General features: G+C 41.0%; 22 protein-coding genes and 4 pseudogenes. 18 read left to right on the top strand and 8 right to left on the bottom strand.

The annotated features are described in order from the left end of the window. Positions 1-55 precede the first annotated feature (55 nt). Positions 56-727, top strand: coding sequence for a DnaJ domain-containing protein (locus tag KA717_01945; protein ID UXE61741.1), 672 nt, complete (start codon positions 56-58; stop codon positions 725-727). A gap of 96 nt (positions 728-823) precedes the next feature. Here KA717_01945 and KA717_01940 read toward each other — a convergent pair whose 3' ends face one another. Then, positions 824-2035: a CemA protein gene (locus KA717_01940; protein UXE61740.1), complete on the bottom strand. Its 1212-nt coding sequence runs from the start codon at positions 2033-2035 to the stop codon at positions 824-826. Positions 2036-2089: 54 nt separating this feature from the next. After that, complete coding sequence (locus tag KA717_01935) at positions 2090-3553, bottom strand: efflux RND transporter periplasmic adaptor subunit (GenBank protein ID UXE61739.1); 1464 nt, start codon at positions 3551-3553, stop codon at positions 2090-2092. Positions 3554-3788: 235 nt separating this feature from the next. Between KA717_01935 and KA717_01930 the strand changes: the two are divergent. Together KA717_01930 and KA717_01925 are read left to right on the top strand one after the other, a co-directional pair. Continuing rightward, positions 3789-3965: pseudogene (locus tag KA717_01930) on the top strand (transposase family protein). Positions 3966-4265: 300 nt separating this feature from the next. Next, positions 4266-5180: an ISKra4 family transposase gene (locus KA717_01925; GenBank protein ID UXE61738.1), complete on the top strand. Its 915-nt coding sequence runs from the start codon at positions 4266-4268 to the stop codon at positions 5178-5180. 63 nt (positions 5181-5243) lie between these two features. On the opposite strand, the gene pcrA is transcribed toward KA717_01925, so the two are convergent. Then, positions 5244-7610, bottom strand: a complete 2367-nt coding sequence (pcrA, locus tag KA717_01920) for a DNA helicase PcrA (GenBank protein ID UXE61737.1) — start codon at positions 7608-7610, stop codon at positions 5244-5246. A gap of 355 nt (positions 7611-7965) precedes the next feature. On the opposite strand from pcrA, the gene trxA reads away from it, so the two are divergent. Both trxA and hisIE read left to right on the top strand, forming a co-directional pair. Beyond that, positions 7966-8289, top strand: a complete 324-nt coding sequence (trxA, locus tag KA717_01915; GenBank protein UXE61736.1) for a thioredoxin — start codon at positions 7966-7968, stop codon at positions 8287-8289. A gap of 172 nt (positions 8290-8461) precedes the next feature. Next, complete coding sequence (gene hisIE, locus KA717_01910; GenBank protein ID UXE61735.1) at positions 8462-9103, top strand: bifunctional phosphoribosyl-AMP cyclohydrolase/phosphoribosyl-ATP diphosphatase HisIE; 642 nt, start codon at positions 8462-8464, stop codon at positions 9101-9103. 63 nt (positions 9104-9166) lie between these two features. Here hisIE and KA717_01905 read toward each other — a convergent pair whose 3' ends face one another. Next, on the bottom strand, positions 9167-10459 hold the full coding sequence (locus KA717_01905; protein ID UXE61734.1) for a cytosine deaminase: 1293 nt from the start codon (positions 10457-10459) through the stop codon (positions 9167-9169). Positions 10460-10588: 129 nt separating this feature from the next. Between KA717_01905 and KA717_01900 the strand changes: the two genes are divergently transcribed. From KA717_01900 to KA717_01870, 7 genes and pseudogenes are all read left to right on the top strand, one after another. Continuing rightward, the gene (locus KA717_01900; protein ID UXE61733.1) at positions 10589-11002 is read left to right on the top strand and encodes a hypothetical protein; all 414 of its coding nucleotides are present in this window, start codon (positions 10589-10591) and stop codon (positions 11000-11002) included. Between the two features lie 10 nt (positions 11003-11012). Continuing rightward, on the top strand, positions 11013-11591 hold the full coding sequence (locus tag KA717_01895; protein ID UXE61732.1) for a Uma2 family endonuclease: 579 nt from the start codon (positions 11013-11015) through the stop codon (positions 11589-11591). Between the two features lie 60 nt (positions 11592-11651). Beyond that, positions 11652-13034 carry an MATE family efflux transporter gene (locus KA717_01890; protein UXE61731.1) on the top strand — a complete coding sequence of 461 codons (1383 nt, stop codon included), beginning with the start codon at positions 11652-11654 and terminating at the stop codon, positions 13032-13034. Further along, positions 13000-14274 carry a hypothetical protein gene (locus tag KA717_01885; GenBank protein ID UXE61730.1) on the top strand — a complete coding sequence of 425 codons (1275 nt, stop codon included), beginning with the start codon at positions 13000-13002 and terminating at the stop codon, positions 14272-14274. The genes KA717_01890 and KA717_01885 overlap by 35 nt, the downstream gene beginning before the upstream one ends. A gap of 183 nt (positions 14275-14457) precedes the next feature. Next, positions 14458-14820: pseudogene (locus KA717_01880) on the top strand (transposase). A 132-nt stretch (positions 14821-14952) separates the two neighbouring features. Next, positions 14953-16234, top strand: a pseudogene (locus KA717_01875) (ISKra4 family transposase). Between the two features lie 752 nt (positions 16235-16986). Beyond that, a pseudogene (locus KA717_01870) lies at positions 16987-17382 on the top strand (transposase). Between the two features lie 330 nt (positions 17383-17712). Here KA717_01870 and KA717_01865 read toward each other — a convergent pair. The 4 genes from KA717_01865 to KA717_01850 all read right to left on the bottom strand — a co-directional run bounded on the left by KA717_01865 (position 17713) and on the right by KA717_01850 (position 20586). Then, positions 17713-17979, bottom strand: a complete 267-nt coding sequence (locus tag KA717_01865) for a hypothetical protein (protein UXE61729.1) — start codon at positions 17977-17979, stop codon at positions 17713-17715. After that, positions 17964-18245 carry a hypothetical protein gene (locus KA717_01860; GenBank protein ID UXE61728.1) on the bottom strand — a complete coding sequence of 94 codons (282 nt, stop codon included), beginning with the start codon at positions 18243-18245 and terminating at the stop codon, positions 17964-17966. Before KA717_01860 ends, KA717_01865 begins: the two co-directional genes overlap by 16 nt. 295 nt (positions 18246-18540) lie before the next feature. After that, a complete protein-coding gene (locus KA717_01855; GenBank protein UXE61727.1) occupies positions 18541-19896 on the bottom strand; it encodes an ISNCY family transposase in 1356 nt (451 codons plus the stop codon). A gap of 12 nt (positions 19897-19908) precedes the next feature. Next, positions 19909-20586 (bottom strand): hypothetical protein, encoded by a 678-nt coding sequence (locus KA717_01850; protein ID UXE61726.1) that lies wholly within the window; start codon positions 20584-20586, stop codon positions 19909-19911. Positions 20587-20897: 311 nt separating this feature from the next. Between KA717_01850 and KA717_01845 the strand changes: the two genes are divergently transcribed. The 6 genes from KA717_01845 (at position 20898) to KA717_01820 (ending at position 24253) form a co-directional block, all read left to right on the top strand. Continuing rightward, positions 20898-21275, top strand: coding sequence for an ATP synthase subunit I (locus tag KA717_01845; protein ID UXE61725.1), 378 nt, complete (start codon positions 20898-20900; stop codon positions 21273-21275). Positions 21276-21314: 39 nt separating this feature from the next. Then, the gene (locus KA717_01840; GenBank protein ID UXE61724.1) at positions 21315-22064 is read left to right on the top strand and encodes a F0F1 ATP synthase subunit A; all 750 of its coding nucleotides are present in this window, start codon (positions 21315-21317) and stop codon (positions 22062-22064) included. A gap of 166 nt (positions 22065-22230) precedes the next feature. After that, positions 22231-22476 (top strand): ATP synthase F0 subunit C, encoded by a 246-nt coding sequence (gene atpE, locus KA717_01835; GenBank protein UXE61723.1) that lies wholly within the window; start codon positions 22231-22233, stop codon positions 22474-22476. 211 nt (positions 22477-22687) lie between these two features. Continuing rightward, entirely contained in the window at positions 22688-23119 is a 432-nt protein-coding gene (locus KA717_01830) for a F0F1 ATP synthase subunit B' (protein UXE61722.1), read from the top strand. A 36-nt stretch (positions 23120-23155) separates the two neighbouring features. Then, positions 23156-23695: a F0F1 ATP synthase subunit B gene (locus tag KA717_01825; GenBank protein UXE61721.1), complete on the top strand. Its 540-nt coding sequence runs from the start codon at positions 23156-23158 to the stop codon at positions 23693-23695. After that, the gene (locus KA717_01820; protein ID UXE61720.1) at positions 23696-24253 is read left to right on the top strand and encodes a F0F1 ATP synthase subunit delta; all 558 of its coding nucleotides are present in this window, start codon (positions 23696-23698) and stop codon (positions 24251-24253) included. Positions 24254-24274 lie beyond the last annotated feature (21 nt).

Raw genomic sequence — 24274 nt, 5'->3', positions numbered from 1 at the left:
TGAGATTGTTGAATAAGCGTTAATATTTTTTATTTTCCTGAATATTTTTCTGCCTATGAGTCAATTTCATGAAACCCTTTATCTTTTTTCCCTACCCTTGCCCCTGAGAAAAATTGTTGATCTGGTGGTGGAAAGTGTCCGAAAAGCCCAGTGGTGCGATCCTGGCTATGGACAAACGGCTAAGACTTTTTTTAAAAAGATTGATTATCAACAAGGTAAAATTCTGCTCATCAAAAAAGATTTACAGGGTCGTCCTTTACAGGATAAACATCTAGGGAATGGATTGATCACGATCTTAATCCAAGAAAAAAAGCCGTTGCAGTATTCCCTTTTAATTCGCAGTGAAGACTCTTCTTTGCTACCCATGAGATATAACTACGATAATGTTACGGTGGTAAAAAGGGCCATTTCTCAACAGGTGCAATTACTCAAACAAACCCAAATCATTGCCCCAAAAATGAAGGCAAAAGTTCCTCATCCTGCTGCGACTGTGGTGATCGAAAAAGATCCCTTGATATCTATATCTGAAGATTCCCATCGGATTCTAGGGGTTAAAAAAGGAGCTTCCCATGATGAAATTACCCAAGCTTATCTGGCTGCGATTAAAAAAAATCATCCTGACAAAATGGCGGGGATGGCTCCCGAATTTATACGCTTAGCAGAAGAACGTACTCAAAAAATTAATGCGGCCTATGCAAATTTAAAACGCCAGAATCGAGATCAATAAGGCTCAGAATCACTTCCTGAAAATTATCTGCAAACTGATGAAAAAGATGGTCATTTTACTGGGGGTTATTTTGTGTTTTTCGGTGGAATCTTAATATTATTTTTGCATTTTCTCTAGAATGGCAACAGAACTGGGAGATTGCCGAGTGAAATAGTTAAAGATAAGTAATTTGAAGGTTGAATCCAGAATTACTGGAACGGTGGCGATAAAAAGAAAGATAAATTGACGATTTTCGGGTAAGCCAAGATGGCCAAAAATACTTTCCAAAATGACTTCCCAACCGTGAGCAGAATGGAAGCCAACAAACGTATCGGTCAGTAAAATAAAGATAAAAACCTTGGTGACATCACTCAGTCCGAGAAAATAACGTCCTAAAAACTGTCTCGCAATAGTAAATTGTCGGCGAAATAAATAAATAAGAAGCGTAAAAGCTCCTAGGGAGGTGAGATCGGCGAGAATATTTTTAAATCCTTCTTGACTTTTGGTGGCAACTTCTGTGAGTAATTCCTGTGCCTTTGCTTTTAACTTTTTACGTGTTTCTTCTGGGGATTCAGGCTTGCCTAAACCTAATAATTCTTTGATCTCTAGAATCTCTTTATAGCGAGAAAATTCTTCAAAATATTGCTCAACTAACTCATCTTGGATATAAAGTTTTTCTCCTTTGGCAACTTCTACCCGAAAGTAGTTTATTAAAGGACTATAAATCAAATTTTTAGTTGCAACCTGTACTAACAAAGGAACAAGAATCAGAAGAATCAGAAAACGAATGGCAATCTTTTTTTGTTGACGTAAATTACGAAGTCGTTGGATCACTTCTTGTTCATAAGCTGGGGTTAATTCCCGATTGAGTTTAAAGAGCCGATTTTTACCCCGACTTTCCTCTTCCAGATCGGTCAGTTTACTTTCGGGAAGAGATTCGCCAGTATTGGCAGTAGGACGAGGGAAAATTTCAGTCTCGATCGCCTCTGGTTCAGAACGATATTTCCCAATAATGGCTTCAATTTCTCCTAATTTGTTGAGGATTTCCGCTTCCGGTTTTGCCTGCTGTTGGCTTGATAGCCAAAAATTACTGGCCTGAAATTGGGTCAAATACCAACGGGTTTTGAGTAACGCCTGGTCTAGATCGGTTTTGAAATAATTGTAAATACTGATTCCTTGATCATTTTGAGCAGTGATTTTTTGACCATTAAAATGTTTGTCCTCTATGGCTTTAATGGCGATCGCCGCTTGATAGGCCTGTTCAAGGGAAGCCAGAGCCCGTTTTCCAACCCAGCGATTGACCTGTTCACCCCAGGGAAAGTTTGCCATGACCGAGAGACTCCTACTTTCTAGCCCGAAAAACCACCGAGACTCATGACAAGATTATTGCTCCACCGCTTTTTTTTCGGTTAAGCTTTCTTCCTTAATAACCACTCCATCCCGCAAATCCAAAATGCGAGAGATCGCAACCCGTTCTCCCTGTTGAACACCCGATAAGACCTGGTAAGACTGACCCTGAATATTCCCAACGGTAATCGGTTTTTGTTTAGCGATCAAAGCCGCCGTACCTTGAGGTTTTTTGCCGGTTGCTGCCACATAGACAAATTTCTGAGCACCAATAATTGTGATCGCTGTCGTAGGGATTAAAACCCCTGGCCTACGGTTCCAAATAACCCGGACGCGAACGTATTGGTTATTCCGTAAACTACCATCATTGCGAAAGATCACCTTGGCTAAGACAGATTGAGCCTTTTGATCGACTGTCGGGGCAATAAAACTAATTTCTCCCACGACCCTGCCTGTCCTATTCTGTTCCATAATCTCAACGGGCAGGCCTAATCTCAATTCGGCTTGCCGCTCAATAGGAACGTTTATATCCATTTCCATCTCGGAATTGTCAGTGATCGTCGTGAAATTTTGTCCGACCTGGATAAAGTCTCCCACTTTATAGGGAATATTGCCCACAATGCCATCAATCGGAGACACCACGCGATTATAAATCAGTTGTTGCGTATTGACTCCTAGTTCCCCCCTGGATTGGGTAATGGCTGCTTTTTGACTTTTGATATCAGCCCTAGCCGCAGCAACTCGTTGTTCAGCCGCTCGTAGATTATCCTGGGACTGTTTAAGAGCCGATTTGGCCGCATCAATGCTGGCTTGAGAAGCGTTCACACTGGCCTTGGCTGCTTGTACGGTTTTAGAGGCGGCTTGCGTACTAGCTTCCGAATCTTTGAGGTCGGTCGTTTTGTTGTCTAAATCCTGTTGAGGTTGTACTCCTGTTTCCACTAAAAATTTGGCCCGTTTAAAATTAATGCCCGCTAGATTTAAGGTGGCTTGGGCCCTTTGTAGATCGGCTTCTTTGGTTTTTAGAACTTCCTGGGAATTGGCAAAATTGGCGATCGCGTTAGCAACATTAGCGACTTGGGAAGTGACTTCGGCCTTAGCGGCATCTCGTTGAGCTTCTGCCGTTTTCAAATCTGCATCACTGCGATCCAAATTAGCCTTTTGAATATTGAGGTTGCCCACAGACGCATTGACCTGTTCCTGCTGCTGGGTGGGTTCGAGAAGCATAATTGGAACATTCTTTTTCACCGCTTGACCATAGCTGGCATAGATTTTCAGAATCCGGCCATCGATTTTAGGAGCCAATTGCACAAACTGATGAGCAACTAGGTTCCCCACAAATTCACTACTGTCTGTCAGCAAAGATGATTCAATGGTTTGCAGCCGAACCGGAATCGCGGGGGGAGCCGCTGCCTTTTTTGCCCCTCCACTGCACGCTGTGGTTAAACAGGATAACAGAAAGAGTGTACCATAGAAATGACGAGAAAAAGGCAATTTACTCATTGTCTTAATAAAATCAAGAATAATCGAGTGAGTCCGACAGGCTCTTGGAACGGTTTATCGCCGCAGATGAACAGCAACCCGAACGGATCACCAATAATCTACTTGATCATTAGGGACATAGCAAGTTGGCCAGAGGTTCCAAAGGGCGAACGCGCCCAAAAATGATACAGATACAAGAACATTATAGAGGGATGGATAAGGGAAAATAAGGGAAAGTGCATAAAAAACAAAAGCGATGAAACTCCGACCCAAATATAGACTGGTAGAACACTTTGCCGAAATAGATGACCCTCGCACCGAACGAACAAAACGGCATAAACTCATTGATATTCTAACGATTGCCATCTTAGCCGTCATTTGTGGTGCAGAAGGTTGGGTAGGCATGGAAAACTTTGGCAAGGCTAAACATCAATAGCTAAAAAAAATCTTGGAATGGGTGTGCAGCAATTCCAAATTCAAACGGTAACATAGGATACAGACACGATCTTGTTTTTATGGATACAAGAGATATTGACCTAATCTCTGAGTTTTTTGCATTCCCTCCTCGAATCTCGGTCTCTTAGAGAGTCAGTAACCTGCAAACAAACTTGATCAATCACTAAATAGAGCATTACATTGATTCTAAATATTGGCATTAAACCCCTTGACCGTAAGCACTTCAGGGATTTTGTATCTTTAGCTACATTCTGAATTTGGAATTGCTGCCTCAAAAATGTCAGGGATGGCAGGCAAAGAGGTGAAAAATGATTTATTAGAAAATCATGGTAGAAAAGTAGCGCTATCCTATATCCAAAGATTGAGTGAAGCAGTAGGAAGTGTGGTACAGGCAAAAGAAGAAGCGTGGAGTTATGCCCCGCCCAAGGAGGATAGCCAAATTGCAACAGTGGGAATAGGATTAGATGGAACCTGTATGCTGATGTGTGAGGATGGCTACCGTGAAGCAATGGTGGGAACCGTTTCCCTATACGATAGTGAGGGAGAACGTCAACATACAATCTATCTAGGTGCGGCACCAGAGTATGGAAAAAAGAGTTTTCTAGAAAGATTAGAAAGAGAAATTGAGCGAGCGAAAAACCGTTATCCAGAGGCAACATTGGTCGGTATAGCAGACGGGGCAGAATCAAATTGGAAGTTTTTAGAAAAGCAAACGGAAGAACAGATATTAGATTTCTATCATGCCTCTGGTTACTTAGGTGCCTTGGCAGAAGCGTTGCATCCGAATACCGTGTCAAAACAAAAAGAATGGTTGACTGAAAATTGTCGAGAACTCAAGCATGAAAAAGGAAAAGCAGGAGAACTGCTAAATCTGATGAAAGAAGTCAAAGAAGAAAAAAGTCATTCTAAGAATCTTACCGAGAAACTACAAGCGGCGATTACTTATTACGAGAATCATCAGCATCAAATGGATTATGCTGAATACATAGAGAAAAAGTATCCGATTGGTTCAGGTGTTACGGAAGCAGCTTGTAAGACGTTGGTCAAACAACGATTATGTTGTTCAGGAATGCGATGGAAGGAAAAAGGAGCAGGAATTATTTTGAGCCTACGAGCTTTGGTATTGACCAAGGAACGATGGAGTCAATTTTGGGCAAAACTTGATCAATATGGGTTCCCTGTAGAACCCTGATTACACCGCCCTTTATAAAGAAAAGGTCGCACCCCTAGCAAAGAATTCGATCAACGTTATCCCTTAATGATTTTGATTTTTCAATGATTTGATTTTAATCGGTGTAAATTTTGGATCGATAATCTTCTGACCAATCCCTTGAAATTTGATCGCTAAATTGGTCTTTCTGCCACTTCCTAAAATATGAGTAATAGTTCCTTCGCCAAAATGGTCATGTATAATGCGATCGCCGACCGCCCAGGGTAACTGAGGTGTGGTAGTTGTGCTGGCCGTCGCTGAATCAGAACGGCTAGGAGGTTTAGGCGCAGGCGTTTGACGACGAGAAGACTTTACATTGCTCCGAATCAGATCAGGTGGTAGTTCCTGAAGAAATTGGGAAGGAATTTTCGTTTCTAGAGAACCCCAAACATAACGTTCTCTGGCATAGGTTAAAAATAATTGCTCTTTTGCTCTGGTAACACCCACATAACAAAGACGGCGTTCCTCCTCTAGATCGAGGGGATTATTGAGAGAACGGCTATGGGGACAAGTTCCCTGTTCCATACCCACCAAGAAAACAACAGGAAATTCCAAACCTTTAGCTGAATGAAAGGTTAACAAAGCGACTTTTTCTTCCGCTTCTTGTAGATCATCTAGGTCAGAAGCAAGAGAGGCATTGGCTAAAAAATCGGTTAACTTGGTTTCTTCATTTTCGGCTTGGAATTGCAACACTGCATTATAGAGTTCAGCAATATTGGCTAAACGGTTATCCGCTTCTTCCGTTCCTTTTTGTTTTAAATCCTCCACATAACCAGAAGCCTGCATGACTGCATCTAAAATTTCGGCGGCTGTATGGGTTTCTTTCTGCTCCTGAAAGGTTTTAATCATCTGGGCAAAACGATTGGTGGCTTTGGCCGCCCGTCCTGCCATTGCATTCACTGAGGTTTCATCTTTCAAAATCTCCCAAAGGGGGATATCCAGTTCTTTCGTTGCATTCACAAAGGTTTCAATAGTGGATTTCCCAATACCCCGTCGCGGTGTGTTCAAAATTCGTAGGATGCTAACGGTATCAGCCGGATTGGCAATAACCCGTAAATAGGCGATCGCGTCTTTAATTTCCTGACGATCATAGAATTTAAAACCACCAACAATATTATAGGGAATATTATGATAAATCAGTTTATCTTCAAAGACTCTGGATTGGGCATTAGTGCGGTAAAGGATAGCAAAACTCCCCCAATTTAACTCAGGATTGTTTTTAACCAGATCTCGCATGGTATTAACCACAAAATCGGCTTCTTGTCGTTCATCATCAGCTTTGTAACAATAGATATCTTCTCCTATTCCTCTAGTGGGTTTAAGTACCTTATCAATGCGTTGACTATTCTTTTCAATGAGATGATTAGCCGCCTGTAAAATATTTTCGCGGGAACGATAATTTTCTTCCAGTTTCACCATTGTCTGAGTATCGAGATCCGGTAGCCCATCGCCAAAATCAGATTGGAAATTTAACAAAATGGTAAAATCTGCCATGCGGAAACTATAAATAGATTGATCCGCATCCCCCACCACAAAAATAGAGCGATCGCGCCAATTCCATGCCGATTTACGGGTTTCACCATTGGTAGCCAAGAGCCGAATCAAGTCATACTGAATACGATTAGTGTCTTGATATTCATCTACTAAAATATGATGGAACTGTTGATGCCAGTAACCTAAAATAGTCTCATTTTGTTGAAAAAGACGAGTTGGCACTAAGATAAGATCGTCAAAATCTAAAGCATTATTAGCAGCCAATTGCAGTTGATAGGCTTGATAAACCTCCGCCGTCACTCGCCCCTTATAGCTCGGATTTTCCCGCAAATACTGATCGGGAGAGAAGCCTAAATTCTTAGCATTACTAATTTGGAAACGAATAGAACGGGGATCAAATTTTTTCTCATCCAGATCTAATTGTTTAGTGACAATATTTTTGATCAGAGTTTGAACATCAGATTCATCAAAAATGGAAAAATCTCTTGTCCAGGTGCGTCCCCGCTCATCTTGGTACTTGTTAATATCAAACCGTAATATCCGTGAAAATAAACTATGAAACGTTCCAATCCAGAGTTTTTTAGTAATATTTTTATAAACCTTAGAGGACAACTGTTTTTGTTCGTATTCTCCCAAGGCCTCAAACCGTTTTCCGTACTGTTGCTGGGCCATTTCCTGTACAAAGACAGCTTCAATGCGCTCCTTCATTTCCCGTGCAGCCTTATTAGTGAAAGTAACTGCTAAAATATTTTCCGGATCAATACGATGTTGACGAATCAAATAAGCGATGCGATAGGTTAGGGCCCTTGTTTTACCAGAACCAGCCCCCGCAACTACCAGCAGAGGGCCACAGAAATGTTGGACAGCACGACGCTGCGAAGAATTCAATTGAGCCAGAAAATCGAGATGAGCGGTCATAGTAGAGCACAAAGTCTATCGGGGTTACTGATCAGCATAGACGAGGAAAACACGAAAAAAGTGGAACTCTCTGACGAAAAAAGCGTCCTAACGGGATTTTTCCCTTACAATAGAGGTGGCGGAGACACAAGTTTCCGTTCACTCCTCACACCACACTCCGCCTGAACGACGTTTGGGCGGTTTCTTCTTATGGTTATTCTAAGGGAGATAATCCTTAATATCTCTCTGTATAAATTTTAGGACTGTAACAAAACATAAACTATTCCTAAGATTCTCTTTGTTTTTGGTTACAAGGACAAGGTTTTGGTTATGGTAGAATTCTAGAAAATGCGATCAAAGATTAAGGATTTTCGGTATGAGTGCCTCACTTGCAGTTACAGACGCAACCTTTAAAAAGGATGTATTAGAAAGCGAAATTCCTGTGCTCGTTGACTTTTGGGCACCCTGGTGCGGCCCCTGTCGGATGGTGGCCCCGGTTGTGGACGAAATCGCTGAGCAGTATAATGAGCAAATCAAGGTTGTCAAGCTCAATACAGATGAAAACCCGAATACGGCTACTCAGTACGGCATTCGGAGTATTCCGACTCTCATGATTTTTAAAGGAGGTCAACGAGTTGATATGGTGGTGGGTGCAGTACCGAAGACAACGTTGGCCAATACCCTCGAAAAATATCTTTAAGCGGTTAGAATTTCCCCATTGGGGGCCAATTAGTGGTAAGAATCGTTATTACTTCCTATTTTGTAGATGAAGACAGTGGTGATCTTGATTGATCTACAAAGCCATTGTCTTTATTTTTGCTAGGGTTAGCTTTCCCGTAACATCCTTCAAACGATAAACATCCGCATTTTTCATGATTTTTTTGTCACTTCAGAACGCTATTCCGTTTGATGAAATTCGGTTCAATGAGCAAGGTCTGATTCCGGCGATCGCCCAGGACTATTTGGACGGAACGGTTTTGATGCTGGCTTGGATGAATCGGGAGTCTTTAGAAAAAACCCTAGAGACGGGAGACGTTTGGTATTGGAGTCGATCGCGTCAGGAGCTTTGGCATAAGGGGGCAACATCGGGCCATCTACAAAAGCTGAAGGGTATTCGCTACGACTGCGATAGTGACGCTTTGTTGCTGACGATTGAACAGGAGGGAGACATTGCTTGTCATACGGGGGAAAGAAGCTGTTTTCATCAGGTTGATCATCAAAAATCGCCCCCTCCAGCGGATATGCTTTCAGAACTTTTTGCGGTTATCTGCGATCGCCGTGATCATCCGAACGAGCAGTCCTACACTTGTAAATTATTGGCGGGCGGTGATAATAAAATTCTTAAAAAAATTGGCGAAGAAGGTGCTGAAGTGGTTATGGCCTGCAAAGATAATGATCCCGATGGTATTGCGGGGGAAGTTGCGGATTTGTTTTACCATACCTTGGTGGCCCTAGCCCATCATCAAGTCGAATTGCGGGCTGTTTATCGTAAATTGGCAGAACGACGGGGTTAAAAACTGATGGACACGATCTGATGTTATCTCGTTTTTATGAGTGCATTTTTGTATCATTTTTTTTTAAACTAAATCATCTAGTTCTGCATAATCAGGTAGTTTTGCTTCATTAACTATCCCTTTTCTTAAAACAATGCGATCGCTTTGGGGGCGAGAAAAAAGTTCACTGAAATATCTAGCCTTAAAAATAATCAAATCAGCATTTACACCAGGGTGAATACGTCCCAGATGCGGTAAACCCATTAAATCAGCAGGGGTTTGGGTCACGCTACGACACCAATCAGCATAGGGTGTATCTAAATGAGCAATTTTCACCGCTTGACTCAAAACCTCTAGACCATCATGATCGCCAAAACCATAGAAAGGATCACGACAATTATCACTGGCAAAGGCTAAGGGAATACGGCGATCGCGGATTTGATGCACTCTAGTAATGCCCCGCCAAGCGGGAAGATCCTGTTGATAACGACCCTGTAAATAAAGATTACACATGGGTAAGCTAACAATGGCAATGCCAGCTTCTTTAACTAACTTTAAAGTTTCTGCAACTTGAGTTAACGGTTGAACCCCTAAACTGCAACAATGACCACAAAGAATTTTGCCTCTAAATCCTGTTTTTAAGGCCATAACGGCTACATGATGTAACACCTGAGAATGGCGATCGCCGGTTTCATCCACATGCAGGTCTAAATCTAAATTTCTTTCCTGGGCAAGACGAAAGAGTTGGACTAATTGCTGATCTAGTTCAGGATTTTGGTAAGCAACACCACCTAAAATGGTTCCCATCTCAGCCATGCGATCCGCTAGAACAATCCCTTCCTGGGTTTGATAATGATCAATCGAGACCAAGCAAGCTGCCTGTAGAGTCAGTTTATCCTGCCAAACCTTTTGAAGAGCTTCAAAGACTTCAAACCCGATTCTTCCTTGCTCTCCCCAGGAATCAATATGAGTTCGCAGGGCGGTTGTACCGTGAGCATAGGCGCATTGCAGACCAAATTCAAAGCGTCGATAAACATCTTCGGCCCGATAGTATTTCTTGACATCTGAACTAACCACCTGTAGTGCCTCGTCAAAGGTGGCAGAGAGATTGGGACTGCGCTCCCAGATATGACCCTTATCGAGATGGGTGTGAATATCGACAAAATTAGGAAAAACCAGACGTTTATGCAGATCAGCGTAGGATTGCCAGGGAGTTTGACCGGTGGCTTTAATGATCTGTGTTATGATTCCAGCCCTAATTTCCAGATCCACCAGAGCCAAGCCTTCCCCTGTTTCTGGCTCAAAGCAGCAATCGGGCATTAAACAGACGGGAATATGGGCATTGGTTAACCAGTAGTGGCTAGTCGAGGGAATCATTTTTTCTTACGGTAACGGGCGGATGGGTTTAAACTAGAAGTCGATACCTCCACCTTAACAAACCGAATGGGTGAGAATTGCTCTAGTTGTTATATCAAGAAAAACTATTTACTTTGGAGCATCGCCATTATGAAATCTATCCTTAAGTTAGCAATTACTACTCAGTTAGCGATCGCCTATTTACTATTCCCTACAATACAAAAAAACATAGATACGGCTGTTGATGCCCAAGCAGTTACTCTTCCTAATCACCATTTAATTGCTCAACAAGTGGACTTACAAGAAGTTCAACGCATGATTCAAGAGAATCCAGAAATATTGCAACAGGCGCAACAACTATTACAGCAAAATCCTGAATTAGTTCAACAGTTAATTGAGCAAACGTTACAGCAATATCCTGATCTGATCCAGCAAATCCAACAAAATCCTCAACTCATTCAGCAAGTAGCCCAGCAAGGTCAAGGATTACTGCAATTATTACAGCAAAATCCTCAACTGTTACAACAATTACAGCAATCTATTCAACCCGCCATTAAAAAATGAGGATATAGCGATGACAGCTATTGTTCTTAATCTCAAACCCTTTATTGAATTTACTGATCAGCAATTTTATCAACTGTGTCAAGAGCATCAAGGCTTGAAATTTGAACGAACAGCCGAAGGAGAGTTAGTCATTGTGTCGCCTGTGGGAGGAGAAAGTGGCAGTCGAGAGGCAGATTTAATTGGTGATCTCGTCTATTGGAATCGTCAAACTCAACTCGGAAAAGTCTTTAGCTCATCCACTTGTTTTAAGTTACCCTTAGGGGGGAATCGCTCTCCTGATGTGGCTTGGATCAGCTTACCTCGTTGGCAACAATTAACCGGGGAACAACAAAAAACATTCCCACCGCTTTGTCCCGATTTCCTAATAGAACTGCGATCGGAAAGTGATTCTATTGCTATTCTTAAGCTCAAAATGGAGGAATATATTGATAATGGCCTACGCTTAGGATGGTTGATTGATCCTCAAAACCATTGTGTTGCTATCTATCGTCCAAGTCAAGATCCTCAATGGCTCGATCATCCTCAAATCATGACAGGAGAAACAATTTTACCTGGTTTCACTTTCACGGTGTCTAAACTATGGTCATAATTAAGTTTTTGTGTCTAACTCTATATATTAACTTTTTCTCTCTTTATTTTATCTAGATTAATGTCCCTTTCTTTCTCTTTACCCCAATCTTACCAATTCCTACCTCGTTTTTACCGACTTTCTGCGGTCAGCGTTCTTTCTAACATGATGGTTCCCCTAGCTGGTTTGGTGGATACAGCTTTTTTGGGACATTTGGCCGATATTCGACATTTAGCCGGAGTTATTCTGGCTTCTATTCTTTTTGACTATCTCTACCGTGTCCTGAAGTTCCTGCGCTCTAGCACCAATGCCATTACGGCTGCTGCCGCAGGTTTAGATGATCATAAAGGCGTGTTATTGGCAGGTCTCCGTAGTGCCTTAGTTGCCTTGGGTATTGGGATAATGATTTTAATCCTGCAATATCCGTTACAAAAATTAGGCTTTGCGCTCTTGACTGGCTCCACCGAGATAGAGATTTCGGGGGCTGATTATTTCTATGGACGTATTTGGGGCGCACCAGCCGTTTTACTCAATTTTGTGATTATTGGTTGGTTTTTGGGACGAGAGATGAATTGGTTAGTGTTAGTCATTTCTTTGGTAGGCAATTTGTCTAATGTTTATCTAGATTACCTCATGATTTTTCAATGGGGTTGGGCCGGTGCTGGAGCCGGAATTGCAACCGCCTTAAGTCAATATTTATCTCTCTTGGTGGGGCTAATTGGTGTTATTTTCAGTATTCAGTGGCAATTTATCCCCGAAGTCTTGTCGGAAATTTTTGATCGGGCGGCTTTTAAGGAAACGATACTTTTAAAAACGAACATTTTAGTGCGCTTTGTGATATTAATTTCAACCTATGCAATTTTTACAAATATTAGTTCTGTTTTTGGAACTGTTACCTTGGCACAAAACGGTTTATTACTTCAAATTGCCTTATTGAGTCAATTTACGATTAATGGTGTGGGCTTAACGACCCAAACTTTAACCAGTAATTTTAACAGTCAAGGGAGTAAGGAAAAGCTAGTGCCGTTACTGATCGTTTCTATGATCACGAGTTTATTGATCGCACTCCTAATCGCCTTAGTTTCTATTCTATTTCCTGATCTGGTTTTTGGCTTACTGACCAATCATCAAGAAATTAATCATGACGTGACAAACTACAGTTTCTGGTTATTGCCCTTGTTAGAAATTACAGCGATCGCTTTTATGTTAGAGGGATATTTTACGGGACTTAAAGAAGGAAAAACCTTACGCAATGCGGTATTGGTGGCTTTTTTCCTTGGCTATCTACCCCTTTTAGCAATTGCTTGGTATCTTCACAGTAACCATCTCCTTTGGTTATCTTTAGTTGTTTATATGACGGCGATCACTCTCTATCTAGGCCGTCAAATACCCAGAACTCTGAATTTAACGGTTGAGAAGTTAGTTTGTCATGATCAGCATCCCGTTAAAGCTGACACGAATTAAACTTCTCTCATTTTGCCTGTTTTTGATAATTTATCCTAAAATAAACTTAACTCTTGCTGAAGTCATCATGCCCTTACTCGTAGGTCAACTAATCTATACGAATTTACCTAAAAGTGGCTTTAAGTTGCTCGTAAGTCAGCATATCCCCCTAGAGATACAAGATAAGTTTATTCAAGAAATTGTCCATCAAATGTGGGATGCCTATAATCCTCCTCCCCCCAACTATCAAGCGGTCTTTCTACAGCAGTTTTCTCATAAACGGACGCTTTTTGGTTGGTTATACAATGATGGCCATGATGATTTGGGTCGTGCTCATATTCCCTACTTTTTAGGCTATTACCTCACAGGCCAATTGGATGATGATCGACTTCAGCAAATTTTGGGGTGTTTAGCAACTGGCCCGATTTACTTTCTAGAGAGGGAAAGGTTGTCCGAATCCTTAGAGCCAGTCATTTTGCCAGCAGCCGAACAGTACCATTCTTCACGACCAGGACTGGTTATTCCTAAACATCTCCAAGAGCAACTCTTTAATAAACAGAAAAAGCAGCAATTAATTGAACTACAATTTCTCCCTCGCCCAACACCCTTTGAGACAGAAGAGATTACGGTAGTTGATTATGCAGAAATTTCACCAATTACGGATCAGAATACAACGATTTCCTCCTATACTTCTGAAACTGAGCTCAATGAGTCTCAAATAACTAGTTCATTAACGGTTATTTCCGAATCAACCCTGGATAATCGCTCTTCTGCCCCTGATTTATCCGCAGTAGAACGAATTTTTGAGGAGGTGATTAATGAGTTTATTGGGATTGAAGGAGCCGTGCTTATTTCTGCGGAAGGTAATCTGCTAACCCAGGCGATCGGAATTGAGGAAAATATTGCTCTTTTATTAACTGGAAAAATGATCAATTTTATCGGGATTGCTAAAACCGAGTTAGCATGGACGACTTTTGACAGTATAGCTATTCATAGTCCTGAAGGACATTTAGTTCTCTCTCAATGTTTTCATGATCTATTTTTACTGATTAAAACGGAGAAAATGTTGACTGGATTATTAGAAGTGGAGATTAAGCGTATTGTTAAAAAAATCCAAGCCATTTATCAAAATTCGGAGATCTTTGTTTCCTATACGAGTCTATTAAGCAACAAAGAAGAGGATGATCTTGAAAACTTTAATGACACGATGATGCTACCAGAGGAAGAAGTTTTATATCGAGGTCGCCGGATTAATACCTAGTCTTAAAGTTCATTTATTCGTCTAGTTAGGGCTTACTGAAAAAGACTAAAACCCTTATAGAGAAAAGAGTATAGCCATAATAACAATGTCAAAGGTGTAGGAAAATAAGCTAAAATGAGCCGAAAACCTTGCATCCCTCCCCTCAATAGTACGTATTGCAAGGAATAGTACGCAGAAGAAACACTGGAAAACTTCAAAAACCTGTTTGAGGGAAAATTGGACGAAGAAAATCGTTGGATAAAAATGTCAAAAATGATTCCCTGGGAGGAATTTGAAGGAGAATATGCTAAAAATTTCAAAGAAGAAAAAGGAGCACCAGCGAAGTAATTTAGAATAGCATTATGGGCATTAATCATTAAAGAAATGTTAGGAATAAGTGATAGAGAAACAGTAGAGCAAATAAAAGAAAATCCGTATTTACAATACTTTATCGGAATAGAGAACTACAGTAGCGAGGAGCCGTTTGAAGCATCAACGATGGTTAATTTTTGTAAAAGAATAGGGATGGAATTAACAAATAAAATCAATAAAGAAATGGTAAAGAAGGTTGAGGGAGTAGAAAAAAAAAGAAGAAAATGAAGGTAAGTTATTGTTAGATGCGACTGGGTGTGACCTTTAGTTGATGAAGGAAAAGAAAAGTGTTAACATGAGATGAAAAGTGACAAAGAGGAAACAATGATGACAGCAAAACTAATTAATGTAGAGGGTTCAAAGATAAAAATAGAACTAACATTAGAACTAAGTCGTTCAATGTTGGATACAGAAATAAATATTCAAAAAGGCTTAAACGAAGTAGGTTGCATCGCCAGCAAAGAAGCCTTGAAATATTTAGATACAGATGGTTCACCCTTAAAAATCGGTGAAGAAATCTGGAAGAGTAAGGGAGAGCAACCGAAAGAATATCAAACACCTTATGGTGAGGTTATAGTGAATCGTCATGTATATCAGCGTTCACCTTTGAGGAAAAACGTATTGCCCCTTAGAAAGAGAAGCAAGGATAATCATAACATCAACGCCATTATTGGCAAAACAGGTATCCTCAAAAATGTCAGGGATGGCAGGCAAAGAGGTGAAAAATGATTTATTAGAAAATCATGGTAGAAAAGTAGCGCTATCCTATATCCAAAGATTGAGTGAAGCAGTAGGAAGTGTGGTACAAGCAAAAGAAGAAGCGTGGAGTTATGCCCCGCCCAAGGAGGATAGCCAAATTGCAACAGTGGGAATAGGATTAGATGGAACCTGTATGCTGATGTGTGAGGATGGCTACCGTGAAGCAATGGTGGGAACCGTTTCCCTATACGATAGTGAAGGCGAACGTCAACCTACAATCTATCTAGGTGCGGCACCAGAGTATGGAAAAAAGAGTTTTCTAGAAAGATTAGAAAGAGAAATTGAGCGAGCGAAAAACCGTTATCCAGAGGCAACATTGGTCGGGATAGCAGACGGGGCAGAATCAAATTGGAAGTTTTTAGAAAAGCAAACGGAAGAACAGATATTAGATTTCTATCATGCCTCTGGTTACTTAGGTGCCTTGGCAGAAGCGTTGCATCCGAATACCGTGTCAAAACAAAAAGAATGGTTGACTGAAAATTGTCGAGAACTCAAGCATGAAAAAGGAAAAGCAGGAGAACTGCTAAATCTGATGAAAGAAGTCAAAGAAGAAAAAAGTCATTCTAAGAATCTTACCGAGAAACTACAAGCGGCGATTACTTATTACGAGAATCATCAGCATCAAATGGATTATGCTGAATACATAGAGAAAAAGTATCCGATTGGTTCAGGTGTTACGGAAGCAGCTTGTAAGACGTTGGTCAAACAACGATTATGTTGTTCAGGGATGCGATGGAAGGAAAAAGGAGCAGGAATTATTTTGAGCCTACGAGCTTTGGTATTGACCAAGGAACGATGGAGTCAATTTTGGGCAAAACTTGATCAATATGGGTTCCCTGTAGAACCCTGATTACAACAGCTTTTATCAACTAAAGGTCGCACCCAGATGCGACTTGTACACCAGCCGATATAAAATATCCAACGGATGTAGGAATATTGAATGAAGCCAGAGAAAAAACAGAAAAAATAATAGATAAGTTATATAAAGAACTAAACCACTATGCACTGAAAGTGCATAGGTTTGATGGGGACTGAAAGTCCCATATTTTAGCTTCATTATTATACTTTGCACGGTCATAACTTACATTGTTCGTAACTATAATAATGGGGAGTACGATGAAGGCTTTAATTATAGCCGTGTGAAGTATAACTTACTGAACAACTTCAGCTTCATTTTATCTAAAATTCTAATTCGAGCCATATCTAACCTCAGAAATGTGTAGCAGCTAACAGCAATTCTAAATTTGCGCTGTAACAAGGGTTTCAGGTTTTAGTTCGCGTAATATGGGGTAAAGTTCAACGGGATTAACAAGTTCATTTTACGAGTCTTCCGGCTTTTAGGCACAGTAGTACGTGTAGAATTGCCCCCAAAACCCCCTTTGAAATGTTCTTTAAATCCCTAAAAGCCTTGCTGTGTCTAAAACTGAGAATTGCTGAGCAGCTAAAGCCTTGCACTGAAAGTGCATAGTTTTGGACTAGCGTGTTTAGGATAATAAAACCTGTATTTTAGCTTCTTATCATAAGAATAAGTTATCTTCATTTTTTCAGTTCATACTTCCCTAACTTATATTTCTTTGGTTTTTGACTTTTTCAGCAAGCCCTAATTATAACGAATCGGGAGATTTAAAAGAGCAAATAGAGGAGTACAAAAGGGAGAGAGGATGTTATCCAGAATCGGTCCACGTGGATAAAATATATCGAACCAAAGAGAATCGAGCTTATTGTAAAGAAAGGGGAATAAGAATGAGTGGCCCTCCATTAGGAAGACCACCGAACAAGGTGAGTAAAGAAAAAAAGAAAGAGGCAGTCTCAGATGAAAGAGTGCGTAATGCCATAGAGGGTAAATTCGGACAGGGAAAGAGGAGATTTAGTCTTGGTCTAGTGATGGCAAAACTACCTGAGACCTCTGAAACTGTGATTGCAATAAACTTTTTAGTAATGAATCTTTCTACTCTACTTCAGAAGACAAAGAAGAAAACAAAAAGTAAAAAGTTGTAGAGTCGTTTTTCTTCTGAAAAATGGTGTTAATTTTTTTCTCTTTTGTGAGGAGTGACTTTTGCTGACCTTTTTAGAAATAAAGGGACAATAGATTAAACAAAATCTGTATTTTGACTTCTTTCTATAAGGATAAGTTATCTGTGCTTTTTCAGTCCATACTTCCCTAACCCACATTTCCTTCGTTTTTTGACTTTTTCAGCAAGCCCTAGGTAGATGTCTAACTCAGGATATTGAGGAAACAAACCATCAATACTCGCTAATTGCGCTTGATATTCTAGCGTTGTTGCAATAATAATTCGATCAAATGGGTCTTTATGAATAGCGGTCAGATTAACAGCACGACAGGTTATCAGGAGTTAAGGCTAATAGGGTGATGCCAACAGGGTCTAGAGCTTCTTGAAACCATTGATTAGCTGCACAGGGCAATTCTAATCTGCCGCGTTGATGAGCAAGAGCTATTTCATAACAGGAAATAACAGAGACACTAACCTGGTTGGCAGTTTCAATTTTTTCTCGCCAGGAGTCTGGAAAGCGTTGAAAATCTTGGTTAATAAACCAAAACCAGATATGAGTATCAAGAATTATTCTCTGAGGCATTCCCAATCCTCTGTATTAACAATGGGAGAAACTAAATCGCCTAATGTTTTGCCTTTACCTGCAATAGAAACAGGAGGGATTCGTCGTTTTGGTAAAGGGTTTATGTTTTCATTAAGTGTATCGTTGTGTTCGACAATACGTTTTTCCTTTTCTGATTTTTCAAGAAGTTCAATTAGATGTTTTTGAATATAGGTAGCAAGAGTATCTTGCTGTTCTTCTGAGAGTTGTAGGATTTGCTCAAAGGTTTCTTGAATTAATTTAGTCATTTTTTCTTTTTTTGATACATTTTTGTTTAAAAAATAATGATTTAAAATCACCCACTTCCCTCTATTTGTTTATCATTTGACAACCACTCATCAATAGTATCAAAGCCTCGACACATTGTTACGGGAGAATTCTGTGTACCGCTCATGGGACAGCTTCCAGTAACACAAATTGAACAATTTGCATAGACAGGAAGAGTTAAATCAGCAATTCCAAATTCAGAATGTAGTCAAAGATACAAAAGGCTCGATGTATTTACTGGCAAGGGTTTTGCTATGAAAATTGCCAATTAATCAACTAGGAAGAATTCGAGACAGCGAGAGAAACTGAGTCATCAAGCATAAAATCTAAAAGATGATGCCAGCTTTCAAAGAACAGATATTTGGTCAAAGAGAGAATATCTTGAAAGAATCCCTTACGAGTGCCGCGTTGGACGCGAATTCTCTGGTAACGTTCATCAACCAAACCTAAAACCGTGTGCAAGAGAAAAGCCAGCAAATTCAGGGTAAGCAAAACAGAGGCGAGGTGTTGTTTACCATGCCCAAAATTATGCTCTAAGTGATAGCCTCGATTTTTGAGAATATTGTGATTCTCGTTCTCAGTACGCCAACGAGTCCGTCCAGCACGACAGACATCAAGAACGATGTGAGGGGTGAGAAAATGATTGGTAATCCAACTCTTGTGATAAAGAAGTTGAGCATCGGATTCGCGGTGGATTTTTAGCTCACACCAGTTAACCAACAAAGCAGGCTGTTGGTCTCGCAGGGGAATCTGATTGAGATAACGGCAGTGCCAAATCTCGAAATACTTCCCATTCCAACGTCGGTGTTGAGTGGTTTTGACTTCTCCATTAGCTTCTAAATAGTTTAACCATTCATAGAGTGTGGGATGAGAAGTCGGTAAACAGACGAAGATAAAGTTGAAATCGTGGTCGAGACAGTGCTGACAAGTGGGCTGACGACTGTACAAGTCATCCCCTAGCAGAGTTATCTTCTGTCCCGCAAACAAACTAGCATGGTTACTTATCCAACGTTTCGCCGCATTTTGCTCACAATCTTGCTTTTCAGAACCGTCTTGAGGGGTGATAAATTCAGGGGGTAAGGAAAAAACTGATTCATGGTCTGGGGAAACAATCACGGGCAATAATGCCTGATGGAAGTAGGTGACTTTTCCCTGTTTTGACGTTTTGGTTGAACAGCATGGACAATTTACTTTTTCCGAACTGTAGTAATTTGTCCCATCCATTGCTACTAGAAGATTTCCCCTCAATATTTCATAGGCTTTCAAGAATCCCATGCTCCTCAATGCTTGGTAAATTAACCCAAACAAAGGGAATAGACTACTCGCTGCTACCCCATCCACAATGTTGCGAATCTGTTCTACTGTTGGTATTTTTTCTAGTCCAAACAAGCTCTGAGCATTATCTCGCCCACAACGGCTGTTAAGCTGACGTTGGTACTCTAAAAATGACTCATTTTGCATAAAAAAGGCGGCAAATGCCCCCAGTATCGCCTCTCTTAGACTATATTTCGTTGCATTACTAACCGAACGGGGGTCATCTATCTTCCCAATGACCTCGTTTAAACAGTGAACGATTCCGTCAAAACTTAGGTCGTTTACTTCCATCTTTCTCTCTGCAAAATCAGTAGACACTTTTCTCTTTATTCATAACTTCCTATAGGTCAAAGTTTTTCTGTCTCTATTTATACCATTTGAATTTGGAATTGCTGGAGTTAAATAAGTAGCAGGATAAATACCAACTCCTTGGCTCATAAACCCCTGAGCTTCTAATTCTGTTAAAGTATCACATACCAAAATAGCTTTTGGAATTTCAAGTTCAGTTTGGTATCTCTTGATTTGCCGAAGCGTATCAGCCCAACTTTGTATTTCTGTTTTAATCTCAACTAAAACCCTACCTTTTTTTTCATTAGGGTCTTCTCCAATTAATGTTTCGCCAGACGATTTATGAACAAGATCGACCAACGTTGTTTGATTATATTCATAGCTAATAATCCCATCAACAGCATAACTTTTCTTCTTTATTGGTACTTCAACTTCACAAACAAGGCTTTTCCATACAGGCTCTTGAGTCTCCATTTTAACTGCGATCCACTCACTAGGTATCTTTCCATATAATTCCCAATGAGATACGTTTATTAAAGCTTTTTTTTGACAAGTTTCCCTATTATCAAAGCAAACTGCTGGAGGTTGAGAGTTTAGTAATAAATCTATAAGACTATTCTGGTCAGCCAAGGCTAAAGCAATTTGTATTTGGTCATGTATTGGAGTTGTTTTTCGCTTTTCATGCCCAGGGTAAGAGGTTGCTTTTTGAATTTTTGCCATTTTAACTACCTTCCCTCAGTACCGAATGCCGTTGTCATCATTTTAACTCTATAGTTGAAGTTGTCGCGTACTAATTAAAGGCAAGCCTCACACCCCTTTACTTTAGCCAAAAAATCCTTAACAAAAGATAAAATTCTGTTACAACACCATGATATGATGACTTCTGGCTTCGGGGAGTCCCGCCAGGTGACTGGTTTTGGACGAATCCTAGCCGATCGCTCTCTGACTTGTCTTTAACCACAAGCGTGACCCTATCTAACTCACCGTCTGACTCTATACCTCAATCAGAAGTTTCTGAAGCAACGGATACAATGCCCGCGTCTTCAGGGAATTCGATGGAAGAGTACTATCAACTTCAACGCCAGTTATTTTTGCTGACCTTGGGGGCGATCGCAGTGATTTTTGGCTGTGTCTGGTGGATCTATTCCCTCAATATAGCCCTGAATTATTTGCTTGGTGCTAGTGCGGGCATACTTTATTTGCGGTTATTGGCTAGGGATGTGGAGCGAATTGGAAACCAGCCAGGACGAGCGGGTGCTAAAGGATTAGCCCTGTTTGCCGGATTGATTATTGCCGCTACTCAGTGGCACGAATTAGAGATTCTTCCTGTGTTTTTGGGTTTCCTAACCTATAAAGTAGCCATCATTATCTATATGCTGCAAAGTGTTTTTGCACCCACAGCAGACTAGAAAATAGGCGATAAGCCGATTTAATCTCACCGAATAGCAATGTTAGCTAGTTTGAGTTTTGTAAATTTGTTTCCCCTCGCTGCCCTAGAAGTAGGAAAGCAGTGGTATTGGGAAATTGGTAATCTCAAATTACACGGGCAAACCTTTACGACCTCTTGGTTTGTGATTGGTTTGTTAGTAATTGCTTCGTTAGCGGCAACTCGTAATGTTCAACGCATTCCTAGCGGCATCCAAAATTTAATGGAGTACGTTCTGGAGTTTTTGCGAGAACTAGCGAGAAACCAACTGGGTGAAAAAGAATATCGTCCCTGGTTGCCCTTCATTGGCACATTATTTTTATTTATTTTTGTGTCCAACTGGTCTGGTGCATTACTCCCTTGGAAATTGATTCATATCCCTCAAGGTGCTGAATTAGCGGCTCCCACTAACGATATTAATACTACCGTTTCTCTCGCGCTGCTCACTTCTCTAGCCTACTTTTATGCTGGCTTAAGTAAGAAGGGTCTCGGCTATTTTGCCAACTATGTGCAACCGATTCCAGTCCTCTTACCGATTAAGATTTTAGAAGATTTCACCAAGCCCCTTTCCCTCAGCTTCCGTCTTTTCGGCAACATTTTAGCGGACGAATTGGTGGTGGCTGTATTGGTGCTATTAGTGCCTTTATTTGTGCCACTGCCCCTTATGGCCTTAGGATTATTTACCAGTGCCATCCAAGCTTTAGTGTTTGCCACCCTAGCGGGCGCCTATATCCATGAGGCGATCGAATCGGAACACGAGGAAGAGCATTGAGTTTTGGGGTTAGTCCTCTTTACTCAGTTTTCATTCAGGAGTCTAGGTTTCAGAGATCAACCTTTATAAATATTGTTTATAAACTAAGTTTGATTTTCTGGCTTGGAACGCGCTCCAAATTTCATTTTTGTACGTTGTTTTGTTTATCTAAAAGGAAAAAATCATCATGAATCCCACTGTTGCTGCTGCTTCTGTTATTGCTGCTGCTTTAGCTGTCGGTTTAGGCGCGATCGGCCCTGGTATCGGTCAAGGTAATGCCTCTGGTCAAGCGGTTTCTGGGATTGCTCGTCAGCCCGAAGCAGAAGGTAAAATTCGGGGTACTTTGTTGTTGACCCTCGCTTTCATGGAATCTCTGACCATTTACGGTCTGGTTATCGCGCTAGTTTTACTGTTCGCTAACCCCTTTGCTTAGGTTTCGAGTTTCTTTCGGAGGCGTAGGTGTTGTCTAGATCTGTTTTTTGGCATCTTTTGGGATTGAGAATTTATTTTTGTCCCTGAAAGGCGATCGCTGAAAACAGCCTCTGAGTGGCCACGCCTCTCCCCCAGAAATCTTGGCATTGAAAAAATGCTAGAGCTAGGCGGGGTTAGTCAATAAAAAACTCTCGAAGTGAATTTGTAAAAAAATGTTTGATTTTGATGCCACTCTCCTCTTTATGGCATTGCAATTTATTGTTTTAGCTTTTTTGCTAAATGCCATTTTCTATAAACCTCTGAATAAAGTACTAGACGAACGGGCTGACTACATTCGCAATAATCAAGAAGATGCGAAACAACGGCTCGCTAAGGCTCAAGAGTTAACCAAGCAATACGAAAAGCAAATTGCAGATGCACGTCGGCAGTCTCAAGAAGTTATTGCCACTGCTCAGGCCGATGCTAGACGGCTAGCCGCAGACAAAATTGCTGAAGCCCAACGGGAAGCCCAACAGCAGAAAGAGACGGCGGCTCAAGAAATTGAGCAACAAAGGCAGTCTGCCCTCAGTTCCCTTGAACAACAGGTGGATGGTCTTAGTCGTCAAATCCTAGAAAAATTGTTAGGCCCTGAATTAGTCAGATAACGCCCTTACCGAATTTATTAGGTTGATTTGTTCATTATGTTGAATACCTTTTTAATCCTCGCAACCGAGGCGCATTCGGCGGGGGAAGGGGGATTTGGGATTAATCTAGATTTTCTAGAGGCCAATCTCTTTAACCTGGCGATTTTGCTAGGAATAGTCATTTACTACGCGCCCAAAACCCTGGGAAAAATTCTCAGTGAACGTCGTTCTAAGATTGCAGAAGCCATTCAAGAGGCTGAAAGTCGTCAACAAGCTGCTGCTGCTAAACTGGCCGAAGAACAGCAAAAACTGTCCCAGGCTCAAGCCGAAGCTGTTCGCATTCGTCAGGCATCAGAAGAACGGGCCCAGAATGCTCAAGCCGAGATTGCTGCCCAAGCTGAATTAGATGTTCAACGCCTACGGGACACTGCGGCTAATGATCTGGGGGCAGAACAAGATCGTGTGATTGCAGAACTCAAACGTCGTATTGCCGCTTTGGCTGTGGAAAAAGCAGAGGCAGATCTTCGGGGTCGGTTAAGCGATCGCGATCAAGACACCTTAATCGAACGCAGTATTGCCCAGCTAGGAGGTCGTTAAATGAAAGGCGGATTATATAGTAGCGAAATCGCTGAACCCTACGCTCAAGCCTTAATGTCCGTTGCCCAAAATCAAAATTTAACAGAGGTTTTGGGGAATGATTTACGTGACCTATTGACTCTTTTAAATGAATCGCCTGAGTTAGAAGAAATGCTTGCTAATCCCATTATTAAAGATGAGGATAAAAAAGCTATTTTGCGGCGAATTTTAGGGGACAATGGCAACGCCTATTTGCTCAATTTTTTAATGTTATTGGTAGATAAACGGCGCATTCTCTTTTTGCCTGCTATTTGTCAAAGCTATTTGGAATTACTACGGAAGTTAACCAATACGGTTCTAGCCGAAGTGGTTTCAGCCCTAAAATTAACGGACACTCAACGTCAAACGTTCACTGAGAAGGTGAAACAATTGACAGGAGCTAATGATGTGGAATTAAAAACCACCGTTAACGCCGATATTATTGGTGGTGTCATTATTAAAGTGGGTTCTCAGGTGTTTGACTCTAGCTTAAGAGGACAACTCCGTCGCATCAGCCTCAGTTTAGGGGATGCAGCTTAAAGTTTTTCTGTCGTCATCACG

Origin of the sequence: Woronichinia naegeliana WA131 (assembly GCA_025370055.1) — a bacterium.
GTDB classification, from domain to species: Bacteria; Cyanobacteriota; Cyanobacteriia; order Cyanobacteriales; family Microcystaceae; genus Woronichinia; species Woronichinia naegeliana.
This window is presented reverse-complemented; position numbering and strand designations above follow the sequence as displayed.